The organism is Emticicia sp. TH156 (genome assembly GCF_002855535.1).
Lineage (GTDB): Bacteria > Bacteroidota > Bacteroidia > Cytophagales > Spirosomataceae > Emticicia > Emticicia fluvialis.
The window spans coordinates 218,872-240,189 of record NZ_PKRS01000009.1 but is presented as its reverse complement, the minus strand read 5'-3'; the positions used below and the strand labels follow the sequence as shown (position 1 = coordinate 240,189).

At 40.9% G+C, this 21,318-nt stretch carries 16 protein-coding genes; 10 read left to right on the top strand and 6 right to left on the bottom strand.

The window, feature by feature from the left end; genetic code table 11:
- The first annotated feature begins 5 nt into the window (after positions 1–5).
- The 5 genes from C0V77_RS17720 (at position 6) to glmM (ending at position 7,981) form a co-directional block, all read left to right on the top strand.
- Positions 6–3,128 (top strand): efflux RND transporter permease subunit, encoded by a 3,123-nt coding sequence (locus tag C0V77_RS17720; RefSeq protein WP_101727688.1) that lies wholly within the window; start codon positions 6–8, stop codon positions 3,126–3,128.
- On the top strand, positions 3,125–4,336 hold the full coding sequence (locus C0V77_RS23315) for a TolC family protein (protein ID WP_101727687.1): 1,212 nt from the start codon (positions 3,125–3,127) through the stop codon (positions 4,334–4,336). The genes C0V77_RS17720 and C0V77_RS23315 overlap by 4 nt, the downstream gene beginning before the upstream one ends.
- Positions 4,337–4,348: 12 nt before the next feature.
- Positions 4,349–5,533, top strand: a complete 1,185-nt coding sequence (locus C0V77_RS17710) for an efflux RND transporter periplasmic adaptor subunit (RefSeq protein ID WP_101727686.1) — start codon at positions 4,349–4,351, stop codon at positions 5,531–5,533.
- A 44-nt stretch (positions 5,534–5,577) separates the two neighbouring features.
- The gene (locus C0V77_RS17705) at positions 5,578–6,417 is read left to right on the top strand and encodes a transglutaminase family protein (RefSeq protein WP_101727685.1); all 840 of its coding nucleotides are present in this window, start codon (positions 5,578–5,580) and stop codon (positions 6,415–6,417) included.
- Between the two features lie 157 nt (positions 6,418–6,574).
- On the top strand, positions 6,575–7,981 hold the full coding sequence (gene glmM, locus C0V77_RS17700) for a phosphoglucosamine mutase (protein ID WP_101727684.1): 1,407 nt from the start codon (positions 6,575–6,577) through the stop codon (positions 7,979–7,981).
- Between the two features lie 73 nt (positions 7,982–8,054).
- Here the strand turns inward: glmM and C0V77_RS17695 are convergent, their stop codons facing one another.
- From C0V77_RS17695 to C0V77_RS17680, 4 genes are all read right to left on the bottom strand, one after another.
- Positions 8,055–8,789, bottom strand: coding sequence for a peptidase (locus tag C0V77_RS17695; protein WP_101727683.1), 735 nt, complete (start codon positions 8,787–8,789; stop codon positions 8,055–8,057).
- 124 nt (positions 8,790–8,913) lie between these two features.
- Positions 8,914–9,876, bottom strand: a complete 963-nt coding sequence (locus tag C0V77_RS17690; protein WP_101727744.1) for an alpha-E domain-containing protein — start codon at positions 9,874–9,876, stop codon at positions 8,914–8,916.
- 101 nt (positions 9,877–9,977) lie between these two features.
- Positions 9,978–10,622 (bottom strand): response regulator transcription factor, encoded by a 645-nt coding sequence (locus C0V77_RS17685; protein WP_101727682.1) that lies wholly within the window; start codon positions 10,620–10,622, stop codon positions 9,978–9,980.
- Complete coding sequence (locus C0V77_RS17680; protein WP_143706125.1) at positions 10,619–11,410, bottom strand: hypothetical protein; 792 nt, start codon at positions 11,408–11,410, stop codon at positions 10,619–10,621. The genes C0V77_RS17685 and C0V77_RS17680 overlap by 4 nt, the downstream gene beginning before the upstream one ends.
- 517 nt (positions 11,411–11,927) lie before the next feature.
- Between C0V77_RS17680 and C0V77_RS17670 the strand changes: the two genes are divergently transcribed.
- The 4 genes from C0V77_RS17670 to C0V77_RS17655 are packed head-to-tail and all read left to right on the top strand — an operon-like array spanning position 11,928 to position 15,776.
- Positions 11,928–12,581 carry a response regulator transcription factor gene (locus tag C0V77_RS17670; RefSeq protein ID WP_101727679.1) on the top strand — a complete coding sequence of 218 codons (654 nt, stop codon included), beginning with the start codon at positions 11,928–11,930 and terminating at the stop codon, positions 12,579–12,581.
- A gap of 28 nt (positions 12,582–12,609) precedes the next feature.
- Entirely contained in the window at positions 12,610–12,999 is a 390-nt protein-coding gene (locus tag C0V77_RS17665; protein WP_101727678.1) for a hypothetical protein, read from the top strand.
- Positions 13,000–13,028: 29 nt separating this feature from the next.
- Complete coding sequence (locus tag C0V77_RS17660) at positions 13,029–14,156, top strand: phosphotransferase (protein WP_101727677.1); 1,128 nt, start codon at positions 13,029–13,031, stop codon at positions 14,154–14,156.
- Between the two features lie 15 nt (positions 14,157–14,171).
- On the top strand, positions 14,172–15,776 hold the full coding sequence (locus tag C0V77_RS17655; protein ID WP_143706124.1) for a T3SS effector HopA1 family protein: 1,605 nt from the start codon (positions 14,172–14,174) through the stop codon (positions 15,774–15,776).
- A 2-nt stretch (positions 15,777–15,778) separates the two neighbouring features.
- Here the strand turns inward: C0V77_RS17655 and C0V77_RS17650 are convergent, their stop codons facing one another.
- Positions 15,779–17,704, bottom strand: a complete 1,926-nt coding sequence (locus C0V77_RS17650; RefSeq protein WP_101727675.1) for a histidine kinase — start codon at positions 17,702–17,704, stop codon at positions 15,779–15,781.
- A 533-nt stretch (positions 17,705–18,237) separates the two neighbouring features.
- Between C0V77_RS17650 and C0V77_RS17645 the strand changes: the two genes are divergently transcribed.
- Positions 18,238–20,649, top strand: coding sequence for a penicillin acylase family protein (locus C0V77_RS17645; RefSeq protein ID WP_101727674.1), 2,412 nt, complete (start codon positions 18,238–18,240; stop codon positions 20,647–20,649).
- On the opposite strand, the gene C0V77_RS17640 is transcribed toward C0V77_RS17645, so the two are convergent.
- Positions 20,650–21,108 carry a PA2169 family four-helix-bundle protein gene (locus C0V77_RS17640; RefSeq protein ID WP_101727673.1) on the bottom strand — a complete coding sequence of 153 codons (459 nt, stop codon included), beginning with the start codon at positions 21,106–21,108 and terminating at the stop codon, positions 20,650–20,652.
- Positions 21,109–21,318 lie beyond the last annotated feature (210 nt).

Here is a 21,318-nt window from a genome sequence, read left to right as displayed (position 1 = left end):
ACATCATGTTTGATGCCATCATAAAATTCAGTATCAAAAATAAAATTATCATCGGTATGATGGTATTGGGTCTGATTGGCTGGGGCGGATACTCCCTCACCCAATTGCCCATAGATGCCATACCTGATGTAACCAATAATCAGGTGGTAATTTTATCTCAAACACCTACCCTGGCAGCACAGGAAGTGGAGCAATACATTACTTCACCAATTGAGCAACAAATGGCCAACCTTCAGGGAGTAGAAGAAATTCGGTCTACCTCGCGCCTTGGGCTTTCGGTTATTACCATTGTGTTCGACGAATCAATACATATGCTGCAAGCCAGGCAACTGGTGGCAGAGCAGTTAAAAGCCACTGAAGACAAAATACCAACACAATTTGGCAAGCCCGAGCTTGCTCCGATAACCACAGGCCTTGGCGAAATTTACCAGTACACCATTGTACCCCGAAAAGGATACGAAGAGCGCTATTCGCTTACAGATTTACGGACCATCCAGGACTGGATAGTAAAACGGCAGCTAGCAGGTGTAAAAGGAGTTATAGAAATCAGCAGTTTTGGCGGCTACGTTAAACAATATGAAATAAGCGCAAACCCAGAGCGCCTCCGTGCCAACAATACCAGTCTTTCTGAATTGTTTGACGCCCTGAGCAGGAACAATGCCAACACTGGCGGCAGCTATATAGAAAAAAACAACCAGGCGTATTTTATCAGAGGTGAAGGAACCACCAAAACCCTGAGCGATATAGAAAACATTGTAATAAAAACAGCTGGCAATGTGCCATTGCTGGTAAAGGAGGTAGCCACCGTGCAATTTGGCCATGCCAACCGCTTTGGTGCCATGACCCAGAACGGAAAAGGTGAAACTGTTGGTGCAGTAGTGCTGATGCTGAAAGGTGCCGACTCTGAAAAAACCATTAAGGGTGTAAAAGAGCGGATAGCCCGTATTCAGAAAACTTTGCCGGAAGGCCTGGTGATTAATGCATTTATAGACCGTACCAAACTAATTGACAAGGCCATACATACAGTAGAAACCAATCTTATTGAAGGGGGGCTTATTGTGGTATTTGTGCTGGTGCTACTTATGGGTAGTATCAGAGCAGGCTTGCTGGTGGCCTCTGTTATACCGCTATCAATGCTTGTAACGCTTAGCCTCATGAACACCTTCGGCATTTCTGCCAATCTGATGAGCCTGGGCGCTATAGACTTCGGGCTGATAATTGACGGGTCAATAATTGTGGTGGAAGGAATATTGCATTACCTGCAAGACCGGAGTATGGTACCTCAGAAAACAAAACTGAATCAGCCGGAAATGGACAATCTGGTATTTAAGGCAACTTCAAAAATCCTTAATTCGGCCATCTTCGGAGTTATAATCATCCTCACTGTGTACCTGCCACTGCTTACCTTGTCTGGTGTTGAAGGCAAAATGTTTAAACCAATGGCTATTACAGTAAGCCTCGCCATTGTGTCGGCACTGGTGCTTTCACTTACCTACGTACCGGCAGTTTCGGCATTGCTGCTTAAAAATGAAGGCAACAAACACTTCAAAATTTCAGACACCATCGTTAATTCAGTTTTCAATGCTTACCAGCCCTTGTTCAAATGGGCTTTACAGAGAAAAAAACTGGTAATAGGCATTGCATTCGGGCTATTTGGCTTTAGTATCTGGATTTTCTCAACACTCGGGGGAGAATTTATACCCACACTTGAGGAAGGAGATATAGCTATTGATTTTCAGACTCCGCCCGGCACATCACTTTCTGCAACTGTAGATGCCACCACCCGGGCTCAAAAAGCATTGAAGAAGCATTTCCCGGAAATACAGCAAATTGTTGGCCGTATAGGTGCATCAGAAGTACCAACAGACCCAATGCCAGTTGAGATGTCAGACCTGATGATATCAATGAAAGACAAATCAGAATGGGTATCGGCCAAAACCAAAGAAGAAATATTTGAAAAAATGGCCGATGTAATTACCCGCGAGGTACCGGGCATGAGCCTGGAGTTCACCCAGCCTATTCAGATGCGCTTTAACGAAATGATTGCCGGCTCACGTTCTGAAATAGTGGTGAAGATATTCGGAAACGACCTTGAAAAACTGGCTGAGCGTGCTAGTGCCTGTGCCGCAGTAATTGGAAAAATTGACGGCGTGGCAAGCATAAAAATTGAACGTCTGGTGGGTTTACCACAGATTTCTGTAGTATATAAAAGAGAAAAACTGGCTCAATACGGATTGAATATTGAAGACCTGAATCTGGTTCTTAAAACTGCTTTTGCCGGAGAAAAAACCGGAACGGTGTTTGAAGACGAAAAAAGGTTTGATATGGTTCTGAGGCTTGACTCTACCTACAGAAATGATATTGACGGCGTAAAAGCATTGTATGTAAAACTGCCCAATGGCTCTTACGTTAACTTTGAAGAGGTGGCCGACATCTCGTATATCACGGCTCCGGCGCAAATATCACATGAAAACACCAGACGCCGCATTACCATTGGTATAAGCCCGCAAAATAGGGATGTAGAAAGCCTGGTTAACGAAATCCGCCAGAAACTTGATGCCCAGGTGAAGCTACCCGCTGGTTATTACTACGTTTATGGTGGTGCTTTTGAAAACCTCCAAAAAGCAAAAGACCGCCTGAGTATAGCAGTACCTGTAGCCTTGTTGCTGATATTCATGCTGCTATATTTTACTTTCAGATCTTTCAGAGAAGCCTCTGTGATTTTCACGGCTATTCCGCTTTCTGCCATTGGAGGCATAGTAGCATTATGGGTGCGCGATATGCCCTTCAGTATATCAGCAGGCGTTGGTTTTATTGCACTGTTTGGGGTAGCCGTTCTTAACGGCATTGTATTGCTGAGCCACCTGAATCATCTGGAAAGTGAAGGAATAGATGACATCTATCAGAGAACTTTTCAGGGTGTCAGAGACAGGTTCCGTCCGGTAATCATGACAGCCTCTGTTGCATCGCTGGGCTTTTTACCAATGGCCATTTCGCATTCGGCCGGAGCAGAGGTTCAAAAACCCCTGGCTACAGTGGTTATAGGTGGCCTTATTTCGGCTACCCTTCTTACACTTGTGGTACTACCCGTTATTTACACCTTATTTTCAAAAAAGAAAGTTCAATGAAAACGCAGACACTGAAACATTCAGGCCTAATACTTTGTGGGGTGCTGGCTTTTTTACAAGCCGCCAGAGGGCAAACGCTATCATTGCAACAAAGTATTGATATAGCCGCCAAAAACAATTACCTGCTTAAAATAAGCAGTCTTGAAACCGAAGGCCAACAATTGCTGGTTAAAACAGCCAGAGAACTACCTAAAACCAATGTAGATGTGCAGCTGGGTAGAACACAAACACCTTATACCAACGACTACACCTTGGGCCTGGTGCAACAATTTGCACATCCGAAATTGTATCAGGCACAGGCAGATTTGCAGCAAAGCCATGTAGTGGCCAGCCAGAAAAACCAGATTCTGCGCAAATCTGAAATTGTGGGTTCTCTGAAACAGCTATACTATCAGTTGTATTTTTATCAGCAATTAAGACAGGCACTTACCCAGCAGGATAGCGTCTACCGCAGCGCCATGCAAATGGCCCAGGCACGCTATAAAGCCGGCGAAAGCAATGCCCTTGAAAAAATAAGCGCAGAAGTAAGGCTACAAGACATCAATAACCGGCTAAGGATACTAGACAAAGACGAATCGGCTGCTTATCAGGCTTTTAAAATAGTATTGAACAGCAAGGATGATTTTTCGCTTGATTTTTCTTTGCCTCTGAAGAGAGACACCACCGTAATCAGCCTGTCTTTCAACCAATTGAGTAACCCTCTATTGGCAGTTGTGGAACAACAAACCGAGGTAAGCAAAATGCAGACTAACCTTGAAAAACAGCGATTAAAACCTGACTTTCGTTTGGGAATCATCAATCAGAGTATTGAGCATCAGCTAAACCAGATGGTGGTTTCCGGTGGTATCGGCATACCGATTTTCACTAAAGCGCAGAAAGCAAGAATAGAAGTGGCACAGGTGAACGAAAAAATAGCGGAATCGCATCTGCGGCAGGCCGAAAACCAGATAACAGGCCAGCTTCATGTTTTAAGGCTCAATTATGAGAAACACCGCAGTTCGCTTGCCTATTATGAAAAATACGCTTTACCACAGGCCAACGTGCTCATGAAAAATGCCATGAGAAGCTATCAGAGCGGAGAAATTGATTATGTTGAGCTGGTGCAAAACAATCAGCAGGCATGGCAAATTAAAGACGACTACCTTCTAACAGTTTTAAATTTTAATTACACTATCATTCAGATAGAAACACTACTGGGAATAGACTAAACAGCACATACAATGAAAACATATTTTTTTCTGTCTCTGATAGGCCTTGCATGTCTGCAGGCCTGCACAAAGAACACTGATGCAAATAAAAAGGCAAATACTTCTTCTGCCGATTCGGCACAAACCATTACCCCCACCGGGCTTATAAGGGTATCGCCTGAACAATTCAAAAACCTGCATCTGGGCATGGGAAATTTTAACGAGATGCCCCTGAATGAAGAAATAAAAGCCAATGGGGTAGCCGATGTGCCACCAGAAAACATGGCCTCTATCAGCCTGCCCATTAATGGATTTGTAAAAAATATCTCTTCTAATAATGCGCTGCCAGGCAGATTTGTTACCAAAGGTACTGTACTGGCTACAATTGAATCTATTGAGTTCATTCAGATGCAGCAGGATTACTTTCAGGCAGCAGCTCATACCGGTTTTCTTGAAAAAGAACTGGAGCGCCAGCAAAGCCTGAATGCTGAAGACATTGGTGTAAAAAAGAAATTGCAGCAGGCTGAGTCAGACTTTAAAGGTAACCAGGCACTTGTGAAATCGCTTGAGGCCAAGCTTCGGGTATTAGGCACTAATATTGCTGCACTAAAAAAAGGCGATATATCTGCAACATTAAATGTTATTGCCCCTATAAGCGGATACATTAAAGCCACAAATATCAATACTGGCAAATCTGTAGCCCCGAATGATGTATTATTTGAGATTATCAGCAAAGAACATTTGCACGTTGAGCTGAAAATTCTTGAAAAAGATGCCTTTAAGATACAGAAAGGGCAAAAAGTATTGATTGATGACACGCGACTGGGTGATAAAGTTGAAGGAACCGTTTTTTTGGTAGGCCAGACCTTTGAAACAGACACAAAAGCAATAAATGTGCATGTACACCTAACCAATGAACAGCAGGAGCAAAGGCTTATACCGGGCATGTTTATTAACGCCAGGGTATTAACCGGCACCAGAAATGCCAGAACATTACCCGAAAGTGCCGTGTTAAGAGAGCCCGATGGTAATTTTATTCTGATTCTTGAAAAACAAAACGACAAAGAGGCAGTTTTCAGAAAAATACCTGTTAAATTAGGCGGTTTACAAGAAGGCAACATAGAAATTTTGCCGGTTGGAAACCTTGATTTCTCTCAGCAGGTTGTAATCAGCAACGGACATTTTTTATCAGGAATGAGCGGAACTGATGAAGAATAAATAATTGTTCAGACCAATAGGTACATGTACTTAACAAACAATTTATGATTTTAAGCGTTGAACATACCTTACATTATAAATATTCGCAACCTGTTTTTCTGACGCCCCATTATATTTATTTGTCGCCAAAGACGTCTCCTCATCAGGAGGTAAGCAGTTTTGAACTTATAATTAATCCAGTAGCAAATATCTTATATAAGAATATTGATGTGGAGGGCAATGCGCAATACATTGCCTACATCAATTCTTCTTGTGAAGAACTCACCTTTAAGGCATCATTTGAAATTGAATCGGCGCCAACTAACCCTTTTCATTTTCTTTATTTTCCTTTCAGTGCAGAAAAACTCCCCTTTCATTATCCCGAAAAAGAAGCATCTCTGTTATACCCTTACCTGAACATGAGTGGCGTTACAACGCTTATACATCAGTTTTCGAGGCAAATTGCAGCAGAAGCCAACTGGAAAACCACTGACTTTCTGACGAGAATTTCAAAGTACATAAAAACCAGCTTTGTATACGAGAAACGCATTCAAGGACCGGCAAACCCTGCCGAAAAAACCCTGCTTAACCGAAAAGGCACCTGCCGTGACTACGCCGTACTGATGATAGCCTGCTGCAAATCTTTAGGTATAGCTGCCCGCTTTGCCAGTGGATATTGTTATGGCAGCCAACTACAGCAACATGAACTGCATGCGTGGGTAGAGGTGTATCTTCCGGGTGCAGGCTGGAGAGGTTTTGACCCCACCGAAGGAAAAATAATAGACGACCATTACATTACACTGGCCTCATCTGCCCAGCCTGAACTCATAAATCCAATTACCGGCGGTTTCAGAGGAAACGCCAAATCACACCTGGATGCAAACGTAAATATCAGGCGTCTTTAAAGCCCCCGATTGATTATTTTATCTCTTGCAAGCGAAACCAGATACAAAAGCATTAGTTTTTTTATATCTTTGCCGATATTAAGACAACTATGGATTGTTTTTTGTTTTATCTTTTGTGTTTATACCTAATTAAGAAAAATCCCAAATCTCAATTAAAGTGACGCTCATTAAATCTATTTCCGGCATCCGTGGAACTATCGGCGGTAAAAGTGGTGATGCCTTAACCCCCCTTGACATTGTAAAGTTTGCTGCCGCATACGGTACCTGGCTTAAAAAGAAGAATCCGGGTGCTGAACCTAAAGTTGTTTTAGGCCGCGACGCCCGACTGTCAGGTAAAATGGTTTCAGATCTGGTCAGCTCAACATTGGTTGGCATGGGTTTTCATGTGGTTGATTTGGGCCTTTCAACTACACCTACTGTTGAAATTGCGGTTCCTATTGAGCAGGCGCTGGGAGGTATTATACTTACCGCCAGCCATAACCCGATTCAGTGGAATGCCCTTAAACTACTCAATGAAAAAGGAGAATTTATTTCGGCCGGCGACGGCGCCGAACTGCTTGCCATTGTAGATGCTGAGGATTTTGATTTTGCAGATGTAAAACACCTGGGTAAAATAACCTTTGATGATTCTTACGTAAAAAAGCATATTGAGTTGATTCTTGCCTTGCCTCTGGTTGACAAAGAAGCCATAGCAAAGGCCGATTTCAGTATCACTGTAGATGCGGTTAACTCAACCGGGGGTACCGTTGTACCCCAACTGCTTGAAGCGCTGGGTGTAACAAAAATAAAGTTAATCAATTGTGAGCCAACGGGTTTGTTTGCACACAACCCTGAGCCTCTACCTGAAAACCTGAGAGAAATCTCTGCTGAAACCAGAAAAGGCAACTATGATTTAGGCATTGTTGTAGACCCCGATGTTGACCGCCTGGCCTTTATTTGTGAAGATGGCGAGCCCTTTGGCGAAGAATACACACTGGTGGCAGTAGCAGACTACGTTCTGGCTGCCAACAAAGCCAGTAATAGCTTAAACACTGTTTCAAACCTGTCGTCTTCACTTGCATTAAAAGATGTAACCCTTAAAGCAGGTGGCGCTTATGCCTCTGCCGCAGTGGGAGAAGTAAACGTGGTTGCCAAAATGAAAGAAACCGGCGCAATAATAGGTGGCGAAGGCAACGGTGGCATTATTTTCCCTGAGTTACACTATGGCAGAGACGCCCTGGTAGGTATCGCTTTATTTTTAAGCCATCTGGCCAAATTTGGTAAGCCCATCGGATTTTTAAGAAAAACCTACTCTAATTACCATATAGCCAAAAAGAAAGTTGAACTTACCCAGGACATAAATGTGGACGAAGTGCTAGAAAACATCAAATCCCGTTATGAAAAATATCCTATTAATACCGAAGACGGCGTAAAAATAAACTTCGAAAAAGAATGGGTACACCTGCGTAAATCAAATACTGAACCCATTATCCGCATTTATGCTGAGTCTGAATTTGAAACTACAGCTTCGAATCTGGCAGATAAGATTATCAGAGATATAAAAGAACTTATTGCAGAAAAATAAAGCAGCCATAAAAACAAAAAGCGATTAAAGTGGAAACCTTAATCGCTTTTTGTTTTTATGGCTTTGGCAAATATTAAATTTCTTCCAACGACTTGCTAAAGATAGGTTCCATCCAATCGGTTGAGAGTTTCTGAACCGAGGCATTCAGAAGGGCATTCCACTGATACGATATCTGCTCCAGGTCTTGTTTCTCGTATCTTTGCTCTACTATATTAAAGCTGTTTTTTTCGCATAGGATTACATCAATCGGAAAATCCACATCATTCGCGCTAACCCGTGTGGAGTCAAAAGCAAGAAACCCCAACTTTAAAACTTCTTGCAATGAGGTGGTATATTTCAGGTTGCGGTACAGAATCGGCTTGCCATAATTAGACTGCCCGATTATAATAAATGGAGAACCCTCGGTTACCTCAACCCAGTTGCCTTCAGGGTAAAGCATGTATAACTTATGTTCATCATCATTTTCAAGCTGCCCGCCAATCAGAGCTGACAGATTAAATGCAAGACCCGCCTCTTTTAATGAAGATTTATCTTCGCTGGCTACCCTTTTTACCTGTTCTCCGAAAGCATTAACAGCCTTATACATTTTATCGAACCGGTGGTCTTGCTGCTCAAGCACTTCTTTAAAATAAGTAATGGCCTTGTCTCGCACCGAACGCAATCCGGCAGTCATAATAAACATAGAATGGTTTTTAGACTGATGTATAAACACTTTTTTATTAGTTGACACCTCGCTACCTGATGTGATGCGCGTATCAGCTATTGCAACAAGCCCCTTGGCCACTTTTACTCCCAGACAAAAAGTCATATCGATACATTAGGCGGGTCGCCGCCACGGTTAAAACAATGAAAGCAGCATTCAAAACTTACTAATAAACAACTGCAAATGTAAAAAATGCTGCCATACCAATGGCTATCTTACTTAATTAATTTTACTGTTCAACTGGTTTTAAACCAAAATAAGTGTCAAAAATAGCCTGAGCCACATTATTGTTTCTGATTTGAAACTCGTCTAAATAAGGGTGTAAGGCCTTGTTAAAAATATCTTCTACCTCTGTAAACTCAATTTCGTGGCGTAGCTTGCTTAATTGTTTTTCTGCCGGGTTAGAGTACCCTTCAGTTATTTTATGCCCAGAAATTTCATATAAAGACAATTCTGCCTGCCTGATACAATAGAACATTGACCGGGGGAAATTTTTATCGAGAATCAGAAACCCGACAATATGAGACGGATTAATGACGCGGTGTTCCTGCCGGTACATATTAAATGCCCCAACAGATTTCAGCACGGATGTCCATATAAGCAATTCCTGTGGTGAACCGAAGGCCTCATCATCCGGTAGTAAAGTAAAGTACCTCACATCCAGAAACCTTGAGGTTTTATCGGCACGTTCAAGAAAACGCCCCATGCGGCCAAAATGATAAGCTTCATTTCTAGTAACGGTTGAGTCTACAATACCCCAGAAAAGCTGGCAGCCATCTTTTATTTCAGTAAAAAACTGTTGAAGTTGTTCAACATCCCAGTTCTTGGCCGATTGCGTTTCTTTAATTTTGAGATAGAAAATGTTAATATGCTCCCACATTTCCTTGGTTATACTCTCTCTTATGGTACGTGCATTTTCTCTTGCAGCAGCCAAACAACTATAAATGGAATTCGGGTTGCGTTTGTCGAATGTCATGAAATCAATCACATTATTTCTGTTTGCCCTGCTGTAGAACTCAAAAAAATTGTAATTATCGGCAGTAGCAATCAACAGGGGCTCCCATTGTTCGGTCAAAATCCCGGGGGCATCCAGCGCTAGGTTCAGGTTTACACTCACAAAACGAGAGTAATTCTCTGCTCGTTCTATATAGCGATTAATCCAATAAATAGAATTGGCAACTCGGCTCAGCATAATAATCTTTGGTTTTTTTTGATGACAACCAAAGATAGCAAATGAACCTTGAAATACAAACGAAATAATTTTGAAGATTAAGGCACACTTCACAAAACCCCTCAAATTTTAATAATACCCGATTTTATTGCTTCCAGTACTACCCCTACCCTGCTTTTTACGCCCAATTTCATAAACACCTGCTCGCGATAACCATCCACCGTTCTGGGGCTGACGCACATCAGGTCGGCAATTTCATTATATGTAAGTTCACTGCAGGCATACTCAATAAATTGTAGTTCGCGGCTATTAAGCCCCAGTTGTTCAGCCGGGTTTTTACTTTTTTCAGAATTCAGGCTTTTCACCAGCCTGTCTGTCAGGTACTCGGTATAATAAAACCCTTTAGTCATAATTGCATCGAGCGCATCTTTTAGCTCAGAAGGTCTGCATCCCTTCAACAAATATCCTTTGGCGCCATTGCGAAGCATCGTAACGATTGATTCTTCCTTGTCATACATAGAAAGCGCCAGCACTTTAACATCAGGATAATTGGTTTTCAACCATAAAGCCGTTTCATAACCGTCCATTTCAGGCATATTGATATCAAGCAGCACAATGTCTGGTACCATGCCCAGATTAAAGTACCGTACAAGCTCTTTACCGTTTTCAACTTCAAAAATCACATCATAAGGGTCAATCTTCTGTATAAGCCCCGAAATAGCCTTGGCCACAAGCTGGTGGTCATCAGCAATGGCAACTTTTATCATAAATCAGTAGTATTAATACTATCATTAACAATTGTGGTTCTAAAAAAATATTGGGTTTTATATTCACTATCGGTTTTTACTTCAAATTCAAAATTAATCAAGTTTGCTCGCAGGGCATAAATACCGGTATCAGCAGTTGCGTAATCATTGGCAGCATCAAACGTAAGACACAAAGTAAAGTTATCAAAAAAATAACTTAGTTTAACCTCAACTTTTTTTGTTTCGCTACATTGACGAGCCGTCAGAAGTATATCCTGAGTAATGCTGAAAAGAATAATTTCCCGGTTATACCCCAAGCTATAGCTTTTGCCTTCAATAATTAGCTCGGTGGCTGGTTCTCTTTCAGTATGTCTGGTTCTTAATGCTTCTGATACGTTGGCAACAAAATCAAATTTCTTTATCAGGTGTTCTTCAATATCGTGGTTCAATGTTCTTATCTCACTTAAAATAGTATTTATCAATTCATTCGCCTGAGACATATTTGCGGCGAATTCGATTTGATTGCAGTTCATAAAACTCTCTTCCATTACTGCCAGGTTAATTTTTACTACCGACAATAACTGGCCAAGGTTATCGACCAGTTGAAATCCGATCCGGATAAATTTGGTTTTCTGAAGCGCAAGTTGAGCCCCCTGGATTTCATTGCTGAGCAATGTTTTATAATATTCCTGCTCAGACATCCGGAATGCAAACCTATTCCTCGAAACCAAAAGACTGACTATCAGAATGTTATGCAAAACCATATACCCAATAAAAAGCCAGACAACACACAATGTTTGATGAACCATACCAAATAAAAGGTTTTAATACTGCCTGATGGCACTCTGGCACCAGCCGAGACCCTGAATACAGTAGTTTCCAAGATGTATAATTGAATCAGCAGAATTGAAATACAATTGAAGGATACCTTGAATGGCCTGAAATAGCCATCTTCCGGCTACAATATAGAATTTACGTTTAGTGTGTAAAGATTTCAGTAATTTCTATAAACACTACCGCTTGCTCATTAATTGTATGCAAGTTATAGTAAAGGTATATGTCATCATACAGTGGAAATACCCTTTTAAGTTGAGAAAAATACGGTAATAAAACCGTATTTACCCCGTAGGCTTGCATAGCATCTGTTATATAAATTTGCACCATGAGCATAACAAAAAAAGGCATATAAAAACATCAGCTAAAGATTAGCACAAGATTGGTTTGGTAAAAATGATAAGTTTTAAGACATTTAGCAGCTTGTAACAAGAATCCTGCATACAAAAGGAGGCTTTACAAAAAACGAACTACTTATCACACAGAACCAAAATGCAGAAAATCAAAATCTTAATTGCTGACGACCACACTATTGTAGCAGAAAGCCTGGGTATGCTCATTAACAGAATGCCAGACTTTGAAGTAGTAGCAACCGTAAAAAACGGACAGGAAGCATTAGCTTATATGGGTACCCATGAAATAGACATGGTACTGAGCGACTTGCAAATGCCTGTTATGGGGGGTATAGAAACGACTATCCGGATACGGAAAGAATACCCTCATGTAAAAACCATATTGCTTACGATGTCTGAAGATGCCACCGTTATTAAAGAAGCGCTTGTTGCAGGTATTGATGGCTACATAGTAAAAAGCATTGAAAAAAAAGAGCTTGAAGCCGCTCTGAAAAGAGTAATAAACGGGCAAAAATATTTCAGTGATGCGGTTGTGATGCGTCTGGCAGAGATACCTAACCAGGCTACTGCCAGCGGAAAAGACGAAATAGGTGAGCATGTGCCGCTAACAGCACGGGAGATTGAAATCATGCAATTGATTATACAAGAGTTTACCAATGCAGAAATTGCCGAAAAAATCTTTATCAGCCCGACAACGGTTGAGACACACCGGAGAAACCTGATGAAAAAATTAGGTGTAAGCTCTGCACTGGGTTTAATGAAGTATGCCATGAAGCATGGTTTAGTTAAATAAACCTTTCACCATCCTATCATTTACTGGTATGACAAAAACAATTAACCCCGGCCCGCATTTTTTTCAAACCGCAGGTGTCGACAAAAACAGAGTTACTACCTTGTTTGGTCAATTAAGGCCTATTACTAACAACAACCTTAAAAAGTCGCTGGGTATGGAAAACCCTCTGGCGCTTGTTGAAATCAACGACTCGGCAGGTAATGCAAAAACGTATTTTATGGAAAGCCATGCGCTGGTAAACGCTACGAAGCCGCAGGCAGATGCCACCGGCAAATTTCCGGCACTTTACGTTGAAGTATTTGAAGAAGCGACCTGCTCTATCAAAAAAAGGCATAATGAATTTCATACTATGCCAATTAAAGAAGCAAAAGAGTTTCGCGAGTACTTGTCTACCTTCAGCCATGAGCACACCTATTAATTTTTAACAAACTTTTGAATGACTAAAAAATGTTACTCACTGCCTATAATCTAACCGGCTATTTGTTGCAACAAAATACCCACAGTGGGTTCAGTGCATTGAGTAACATTTTTAGCGAGCGAGACTTGCTCTTAATTGAAAACATAGATGCCAGGAATCCTCGTAACACCCTGCTCAAATGCACCGTCAATAACCAGTCGTTTGTTTTTAAGCAACCTAAGTTTCTGACCAATAGCGGCACCTTACCTATTCTGAACGAATACCACTTTTACAGCTCGTTCAGTGGGCTTCAGGTTAAGTTGAAGGATTTTTCATTCGATTTGCAATACAACATACTGCTGTTACCCTATCTGCAAAATTTACCTGAGCCCCATCAAGTGTTGTATAGTTCACGCCAATTGAAAGAATATGCACGCCAGACCGCCGACGCACTGGCAGCATTGCATCAATCTTTGCGCCTGAATGGGAATCCCCCGGCCAAAGTTTTCCTGCAAAACCACTGCTTTAACAGGTTATCTTATTACCGGAGTTTTATAAACCTGTTGCAACTTGGTGCTACCCGTGCTCAGTTTTTAGATGAAGTTGTATTTCCGTCATTTGCCTTCATTTCACCCAGCAGAGCCATACTTCATAATTTTTTAAACAAGGCAACTTTTGCAAATGCACTCGAGGAGTTTTCAGAGCAAATAGTGGAAGAACACCTAATACACGGCGACCTGAAAGTTGAAAATCTTCTGCAGGATGGCGCTACCGGTATGCCCAAATTTATAGATTTTGAAAACGTGTCTGAAGGAGACCATGCTTGGGATTTCGCCTGTTTTCTTGAGTCAGTTCTGTATCAGCCGGCATTCAGAAGAGGGGCATCAACCAACGAATTAAGCGCTTCGCTGATGAAACGTTTTTTCTTTTTTGCTGAGTATTTAAACGCCTATTGTCAGAAATTCAGCTTCAATGAAACAGCGCATTATCAATTTACCTCTAGAGTACTGAAATTCTGGGCATTAAGAAAACTTGAAAGGCTACGAAACTATGATGGCAACTTCAATTATTTTCTGGTTAGTCTGGAAGTAGTAAAAAGGCTGATGTCTGATACCGAAAAATACATTGAAGCGATCTATGATTCAGGCGAATGCAGATTTGAAATTTTTGAATTCTAATTTAACTAACTTGCTATGGCTCTTACTACCCGAAAACAGATAGACTCCATATTAGTGAATGTCGATTCCGCCTTTCAACACCAAATGCTGCTCGCCAGAAAAGAAGAGGAACTGATTGGAAAAAAATATGACATCAGCGACCAGATATATTGCCTGTATGCTAATGTTACAGAACGAGAGAAACTGAACGAGGATAACAAAGAATCTTTTAACTGGCTGGCAAAACAATTTTATCAATCTGATGAGCAACTGAATACCTGGGATAAAAACTGGACACTAGACGAACAGTCTGTACGTCATGCAAAGCGGCATGGCAAATTTTATTTGTGTAAAGGAGAACAGTACAAATTGGTTTCCGCCGGAGACTTCGTTTCTTCATCCTCCTTCCCTAACCAGGATAAAATCGTAGATTTAAGGATTAAACGCCTTGAGATTCTGGACAATGCCTGGTTTTATTTCAGAGGTATTAAATACCTGGGCAGCTCATTTATAACACGTATTTATTTTCACTTCAACTATGATTTCGAGACCATTACCAGATTCTCAAAAGACCTGCAAGACGAGCTAAACAATTGGCTGATACCCTTTGAATATAAATTTGCTATCAGAAAAAACTCTCGCCTGGACAACGCCGTTCTTTACACTGCCCGAGAACATTATTTTATAGTTTTTTATATTGTAAAGAAAATAGCAACCACACCACAATATGCCGATTTGTTTGGCTCAGCAACACTGCCTTTTACAAAAAAAACAGCGCTGCGAGGTATAACTTTCGGAGAAGAACCGCCTATAAAAAATAGCAGTTTCGGCAAGTATAGAGCCGATATTCTGGCTGAAATTTACATTGAATATTACCAGACCAGAACGGCAAATATAAGCAAGCAAAGATTGTCTGGTTTTGTAAAAACGAGATTACTTGAGATGGGCTTTGATTTAGACGACTTTTTCAGGAATCCGCAGAGCAAGTATCCTTACGATTTCTCCATTTTAAGTAAGGTTTTCAATAGAAGCAAAAGATATAACCAGCTATCAGAAAACTATTACCTTAGCTGGGCGCTTCATATAGGAAGGCTTATATGCAGGCAGGCACTGGTAATAAACCAGAAAGGTAAAACCCATTGCTATTGGTTAAGCCTGATTGAAGACGAGACAAGCAGTTTTGAATACAGGCTGACTGATGATAGTTTTAATGAAGGCAGGTTAGGTATCATCTATTTTCTGGCTAAGTTATATTCTTATTTCCCGAATGAATACTTGTTCAGGTTTCTTTGTAAAACAGTGCTGAAAGATATTTCAGCCACTGTGCCAGGGGTTTCAGATAGTTACCAATTTATTGAAGAAATCAACAAGTGCCTGGATTTTAAAGTACCTAAGCGATTAAAAAAGAAACAAGTAGATAACCATTTACTGGTTAACGAAATTGAAAATACCCTTAACGAGACAGTCAGCTATACGAAAGTCGATAATGACGGGCCGCAACCGGTAATAAACAAGGGGTACTCGGCTATCGGGCTTATTTTGCTGGCTATAGCCGAAGGCAACCTGACCGACCTGATTAAACTTGAAGGTTTCTATGCAAAAGATACTTTGCTGAAAATAATCAACCAGGTTAAATTCTAGAATCAGACAGCCAGTATTTCTTCCCAGAACAACTCAGGTATACTGATACAGAACTGTGAACCAACATTTAGTTTACTATTAATTATCAGACTGCCGTTTACTTTTTCTGCCCGGTTCATGATATTTTTCAGACCTTTGCCGTTACCAATTACGGCTGGGTCAAATCCTTTACCGTTGTCTAGTATCATTACCTCCAGATTACCATTCTGCTTCTCAGCTATTTCAAGTTCTACCTCTGTTGCATTGGCATGCTTAATAACATTGTTGATAATCTCAAAGCAACAAATGTAAATTTCAAGGGCAACTTCCTGCCTGATAGGCTTTTGTAATTGAGATACATTAAGCCTGAAATTTGTTTTGGCAGCTCCGGTATTTAAGTCAGCAATAAATTTTTCAAGCGCCCCTACAAGGCCTTTTTCTTCAAACTCGGCTGGTAGCATATTATGAGAAATGAGCCTGACCTCGCCATAAGCCCGGTGCATGTTTTTTAGTATGCCATCATAAATTACCTGTTCTTTTTCAGAAAGGTTATCTTTATCCAAGGCCTCAAAACGCCATTTAAGTGCGGTTAAGGTACCCCCTATGTTATCATGGAGCTCAGAGGCCACCCTTTCCCGCTCCATTGTCTGGCCTTTTAAAAGAGCCTCTCTTATTTCTTTGTTCTTTTGTTTAAGCCCTTCATTGGCTACTGTCAATTCTCTGGTGCGTTCTTCAACTTTCACTTCCAGCGATTCATTCAATTTCTGAATTGCGGCCTTTTGAGCCTCAATCAGTTTATTTTTTTGAGCCAAAGAGCGCGAGTAACCCAACGCAACAAGAATTAAAACCAATAAGGCACCCAAACCAATGCTCATAAGCCTGGTTCGGTTTTCTCTTTCCTGAACCCTTAAATTCAATTGAGCCAACTTCTGGTTGTTCTTTTCAGTTTCATAATCTAATTGAACAAGACGCATTAATTGCGAATTTTTAGTTGAATCTTCGCTCAATCTTACATTAACGTAATCCTTATAATACTTGTAGGCAAGCACGTCGTTCCCTATTTTCTCGTAGATTTCAGAGAGTGTTCTGGAAACATCCATATTCATTTTTGCATAAACATGCTTTACATTATTTTGCGCAATTGTTGCGTATTTCAGGGCTTCTTTGGGTTTGTTTAGCAAGAGGTAAACCTTAGCTATTTCGTTGTTAACAAATGCAATTTTATCATCATAGCCTTCGTCTACTTCCAGGCTGGCTTTAAAACCGGCCAGGGCCTCCTCGTATTGTTTGAATTTCACGCGTGTCATTGCAATATTTATGATTGCTGACGACTCAATTTTCTTACTTTTTACACTTTTATTTAACTGCTCGCACAACTGGTAATATTTCAATGCTGTTTTGTAATCAGCCATATCAAAGTTGATATTGCCGATGTTCATCAGGCTCATCACATACTCTTGCTGGTCATTTACTGCTTTGCTTAATTCCGCTCTTTTTTTATAGTATTCTAATGAAGTTTTAAAATCGTGCATGCTCGAAAAACTCACAGCAATTCTTCCCAGTATAAAAATGCTTCTTTTATTATCTTTTAACTCTTCTGCCAAAGCCAGCGCCTTATACCAGTACTCCAGGGCCTTTATGTGCCCGAACTGAATACCATAATGGGTTGCTGTTTGAATATAGGTTTTCAATAAAAGTTCTTTATTATCTATTCTCTGTGCTATAACAAGCGCTTTGTTGAGATAATAAAGGGCAGAATCATCTTTTACCTTGGTAAATTCTTTACCTAACTGGCAATAAAGGTTAATAAGGGAAGTATCGAGTGTAAAACTCTTTTTTTGTACCGATAACCCAGCCAAAACCGCACGCAAGCTGTCGGCTCTGCTTTTAGATTGAGCAGCAAAACCCCAAAAAAGGCAAAAGAAGGTTAATATGAGGAGTTTCTTCATCTGTCTAAACGCAATACACTCTTTAGCGGATACAGCAAATCACTTAACTAATTATAATTTTATACAGCATTCAGAGTACTCAATATACTGTCAGGACAGTATTTCTTATTCGAAGTATTTATCTGAACTTTGCATCATCCCCAAAGGTCCAAAATTACCTTGCTTTGACTACAAAATTAAAGGTTCAATTATTTAAAATACACTTCAAGCCATTCTATTCATATAGCCGAATGGCTTTTTGTTGTGCAGTCAACCAGGAATCAGTCTTCATCTGCAATTGAGGTTTCAAGCCAAATGTATCTATTTGTTCGGAACTTTACCATAAAATTCAGTTTTTTTTCAATCTCAACAACCCAAAACAATTTAAATAAAAGCATTGTTTTTTCTTTTTTACACCTATTATCCTTTAAATGGCTGCCTTATTTTTATTCAGAATCCGGTGTCAATAAAGATGTAAAAGTTTTTTTCTAAATTGCTTCCTATATTTTTGTTTCTGTTAATACACCATCCGGTCAGTTGTCAACCTAAAAAACATGAAAGTACTCAAGAAAATACTCGTTGCCCTGCTAATTATAATAGTAGTAGCAGGTGCAGGCATTTATATATGGTTATCAACTTTTAAACCTAATCTGAATACCGAACTACAATTAAAAGGCCTCAAAGATAAAGTTGAGGTAATTTATGATAATTACGGTGTGCCGCACATTTATGCAAAAAACGAAGAAGACCTGTTTTATGCTTTTGGCTACGTTCATGCACAAGACAGGCTGTTTCAGATGGAACTCATCAGGAGGCTGGCTGATGGCCGGCTGGCTGAATTGTTTGGCGAGAAAGCCGTGGCATCAGATAAGTTTTTCCGTACGCTTGGTTTTAGGAAGCATGCCCAATGGACAATAGACTCGCTGGTAAGAAAAAACCCCGATGCCCCATTTGTAAAAGCTGCCGAGGCCTACGTTAAAGGTATTAACCAGTATATGGCTCAAGGTAAAGCACCACTTGAATTTACTTTGGCAGGCATCTCTCATACGCCTTTTACGCTCGAAGACTGCTACATTATTTCTGGCTATATGGGTTTTACTTTTGCTGAGGCATTCAGGGCAGAGGCAATTGCTACTTATATTCACAATAAATTTGGTGACACATACCTGAACGATGTTTGGTCGCAATGGCCAAAAGGAGAACCTGTAATACCTGTTCAGCAGAAAGACTCTGCCGTTAAAGTAGCGCAAACCCTTGCCAGCATAGCCAACCAACTGGCTACAATTGAAACAACTGCCCCTTTTCCACCATATCATGGTTCTAATGGCTGGGTCATAAGTGGTTCAAAGACAAAATCAGGAAAACCCATTTTATCAAACGATACACACATAGCCTTTGCGCAACCATCGGTGTGGTATGAAGCACACCTCGAATGCCCTGGCTTTCATTTCTATGGTAATTTTCTGGCTGGTACACCATTTGCAGCTTTAGGACATAACCAAAACGGCGGATGGGGCCTTACCATGTTTGAAAACGATGATGTAGATTTTTTCAGAGAAAGGCTTAACCCTCAAAACCCGAATCAGGTTTGGTACAAAGACCATTGGGAAAACCTGAATACCTATCAGGAAAGCATTAAAGTAAAAGGCGCACAAGACATAAAAATTAACATTAAGCGTTCGCGCCACGGTATACTAATGAATGATAGTTTTGATAAAATGGCAAAAGAAAAAGACCCGATTGCTTTATGGTGGGTGTTTAACCAGTTTCCAAGCCATTTATTGCAGAATTTCTACGACCTGGCGCATGCCAGGAATGCCGGAGAAGCCTCTAAAGCGGTAAGTACTCTGGCTGCACCAGGATTAAATTTTATGTGGGCAGATACCGCCGGTAATATTGCCTGGTGGGCCGCAGGGAAACTACCCAGAAGACCCGCACACGTTAACCCGATGCTCATTCTGGACGGTACCACAGGTAAGGATGACCCATTAGGCTGGCTTGATTTTTCGCAGAATCCACAGATTCTGAACCCTGCGCGTGGGGTTTTATACACAGCCAATAACCAACCGGCGGATATGGGTACGGGGCCAGTACCCGGTTATTATGTACCGGGAAACCGCGCAAAACGCATTGAGCAATTGTTGTTTACAGATAAAAAAGACTGGACACCAGAGGAGGTAAGAAAAGTAATTAATGATGTAACATCAACCAGTTATAAAAGCTTACTGAAAGACATTATACCTATCCTATTTGCCGAAAACTTATCTCCTTTAGCAAAAAAGTCAATTGAGAGACTGATTCCGTGGGATGGCGCTCATCAATTGAATAACGTTGAACCGACCATCTTCTACCGATTCATTTATTACATGCTGGTAAATACAGTAAAGGATGAACTAGGCCAGGAAGTGTTTGCTTCTTTTGAACACAATGTCAATTTTAAAAGAAACATGATTGCCATGTTAAAAAAAGAAGATTCTCCGTGGTGGGACAACGTAAATACTCCTGAACGTGAAACCCGTAGACAGATACTTACCAAATCTATCAATGATGCGGCAGCCAGTCTGGAAAAACAATTGGGTGGAGATATAGAAAAATGGCAATGGGAAAAAGTGCATACCCTTACGCACAAGCATCCGCTGGGTATTTTACCGGTTGTAGGGAAATTCTTTAACGTAGGGCCGTTTCCGGCACCCGGAGGCCGCGAAACCATCAATAATCTTGATTTTCAGATGGATTCTACCGGTGTATATGACATTAGCTATGGCCCTGCACTGCGCCGTATTATTGATTTTGGGTATCCTGATAAAGGCACCAGCATATTGCCCACCGGCCAGTCTGGCAATATAATGAGCAAACATTACAGTGACCAGGCACAAATGTACGTAAACGGAGAAGCCCGCCCCGAGCTAATGAATAGAACTGCCATTGAGAAAGTACAAACAGGAAAAATACTTTTTAAACCCTGATTAATGGGCCAATTGCTGCTCGTGATATTTTATTAAGGCCTGGTATGTCAGGCCTATTTCTTTTCTCTGCTTTATTATAATGTTATAAATGGAAGAAGGCATGAATTTTTCGCCCAACTGAAGCACGGTATCGTATGCAACAATTGTTTCATCGTCACCTTGTCGGCATTCCTCAACCAACCTAACGTCGGTGGGTTTTCTGAACCACCCCCTTATTCCCTGCATTACATTTTTCCACATGGCTGCCAGGCTTACATCTTCGGCAACTTCTTCTCCTAAGGCTTTTACTTCTCGCTGTAATTCTCTGGCAAAGCTGCCTCTTTTTTCAGCTTCACTGAGCATGGCATCGCGCATGTCTTTTGATGCTGTACTGCCAGCTGCTTCTATGTAAGCCTCCTGTGCATCAAGGTTATGAATAATCAGATAATTCAATTCTCTGGCAATTTTTTCTGTTTCCATAAAAAACAATTGTTTGGATGAGTTACTTCCGGCTGCCTCTCTTTTGTCATTGGATATTTTCAGGCACCAGACTCTCAAGCATCTGCACAAGTTGCCGGGTTATTTCATTTACAACATTGGGGGTATCCAAGGCTTTAATATATATACCAGCACGCTTATTCCAATTTTTCTTGTACTGCTTAAGAGTTAAGGGTTCAATCTTAAAAAACA

Bases quoted from the DNA above. Each gene is read 5' to 3' on its own strand.
- C0V77_RS17720 (WP_101727688.1), top strand. From the start codon at position 6: ATGTTTGATGCCATCATAAAATTCAGTATCAAAAATAAAATTATCATC.
- C0V77_RS23315 (WP_101727687.1), top strand. From the start codon at position 3,125: ATGAAAACGCAGACACTGAAACATTCAGGCCTAATACTTTGTGGGGTG.
- C0V77_RS17710 (WP_101727686.1), top strand. From the start codon at position 4,349: ATGAAAACATATTTTTTTCTGTCTCTGATAGGCCTTGCATGTCTGCAG.
- C0V77_RS17705 (WP_101727685.1), top strand. From the start codon at position 5,578: ATGATTTTAAGCGTTGAACATACCTTACATTATAAATATTCGCAACCT.
- C0V77_RS17695 (WP_101727683.1), bottom strand. From the start codon at position 8,789: ATGACTTTTTGTCTGGGAGTAAAAGTGGCCAAGGGGCTTGTTGCAATA.
- C0V77_RS17690 (WP_101727744.1), bottom strand. From the start codon at position 9,876: ATGCTGAGCCGAGTTGCCAATTCTATTTATTGGATTAATCGCTATATA.
- C0V77_RS17685 (WP_101727682.1), bottom strand. From the start codon at position 10,622: ATGATAAAAGTTGCCATTGCTGATGACCACCAGCTTGTGGCCAAGGCT.
- C0V77_RS17680 (WP_143706125.1), bottom strand. From the start codon at position 11,410: ATGGTTCATCAAACATTGTGTGTTGTCTGGCTTTTTATTGGGTATATG.
- C0V77_RS17670 (WP_101727679.1), top strand. From the start codon at position 11,928: ATGCAGAAAATCAAAATCTTAATTGCTGACGACCACACTATTGTAGCA.
- C0V77_RS17665 (WP_101727678.1), top strand. From the start codon at position 12,610: ATGACAAAAACAATTAACCCCGGCCCGCATTTTTTTCAAACCGCAGGT.
- C0V77_RS17660 (WP_101727677.1), top strand. From the start codon at position 13,029: ATGTTACTCACTGCCTATAATCTAACCGGCTATTTGTTGCAACAAAAT.
- C0V77_RS17655 (WP_143706124.1), top strand. From the start codon at position 14,172: ATGGCTCTTACTACCCGAAAACAGATAGACTCCATATTAGTGAATGTC.
- C0V77_RS17650 (WP_101727675.1), bottom strand. From the start codon at position 17,704: ATGAAGAAACTCCTCATATTAACCTTCTTTTGCCTTTTTTGGGGTTTT.
- C0V77_RS17645 (WP_101727674.1), top strand. From the start codon at position 18,238: ATGAAAGTACTCAAGAAAATACTCGTTGCCCTGCTAATTATAATAGTA.
- C0V77_RS17640 (WP_101727673.1), bottom strand. From the start codon at position 21,108: ATGGAAACAGAAAAAATTGCCAGAGAATTGAATTATCTGATTATTCAT.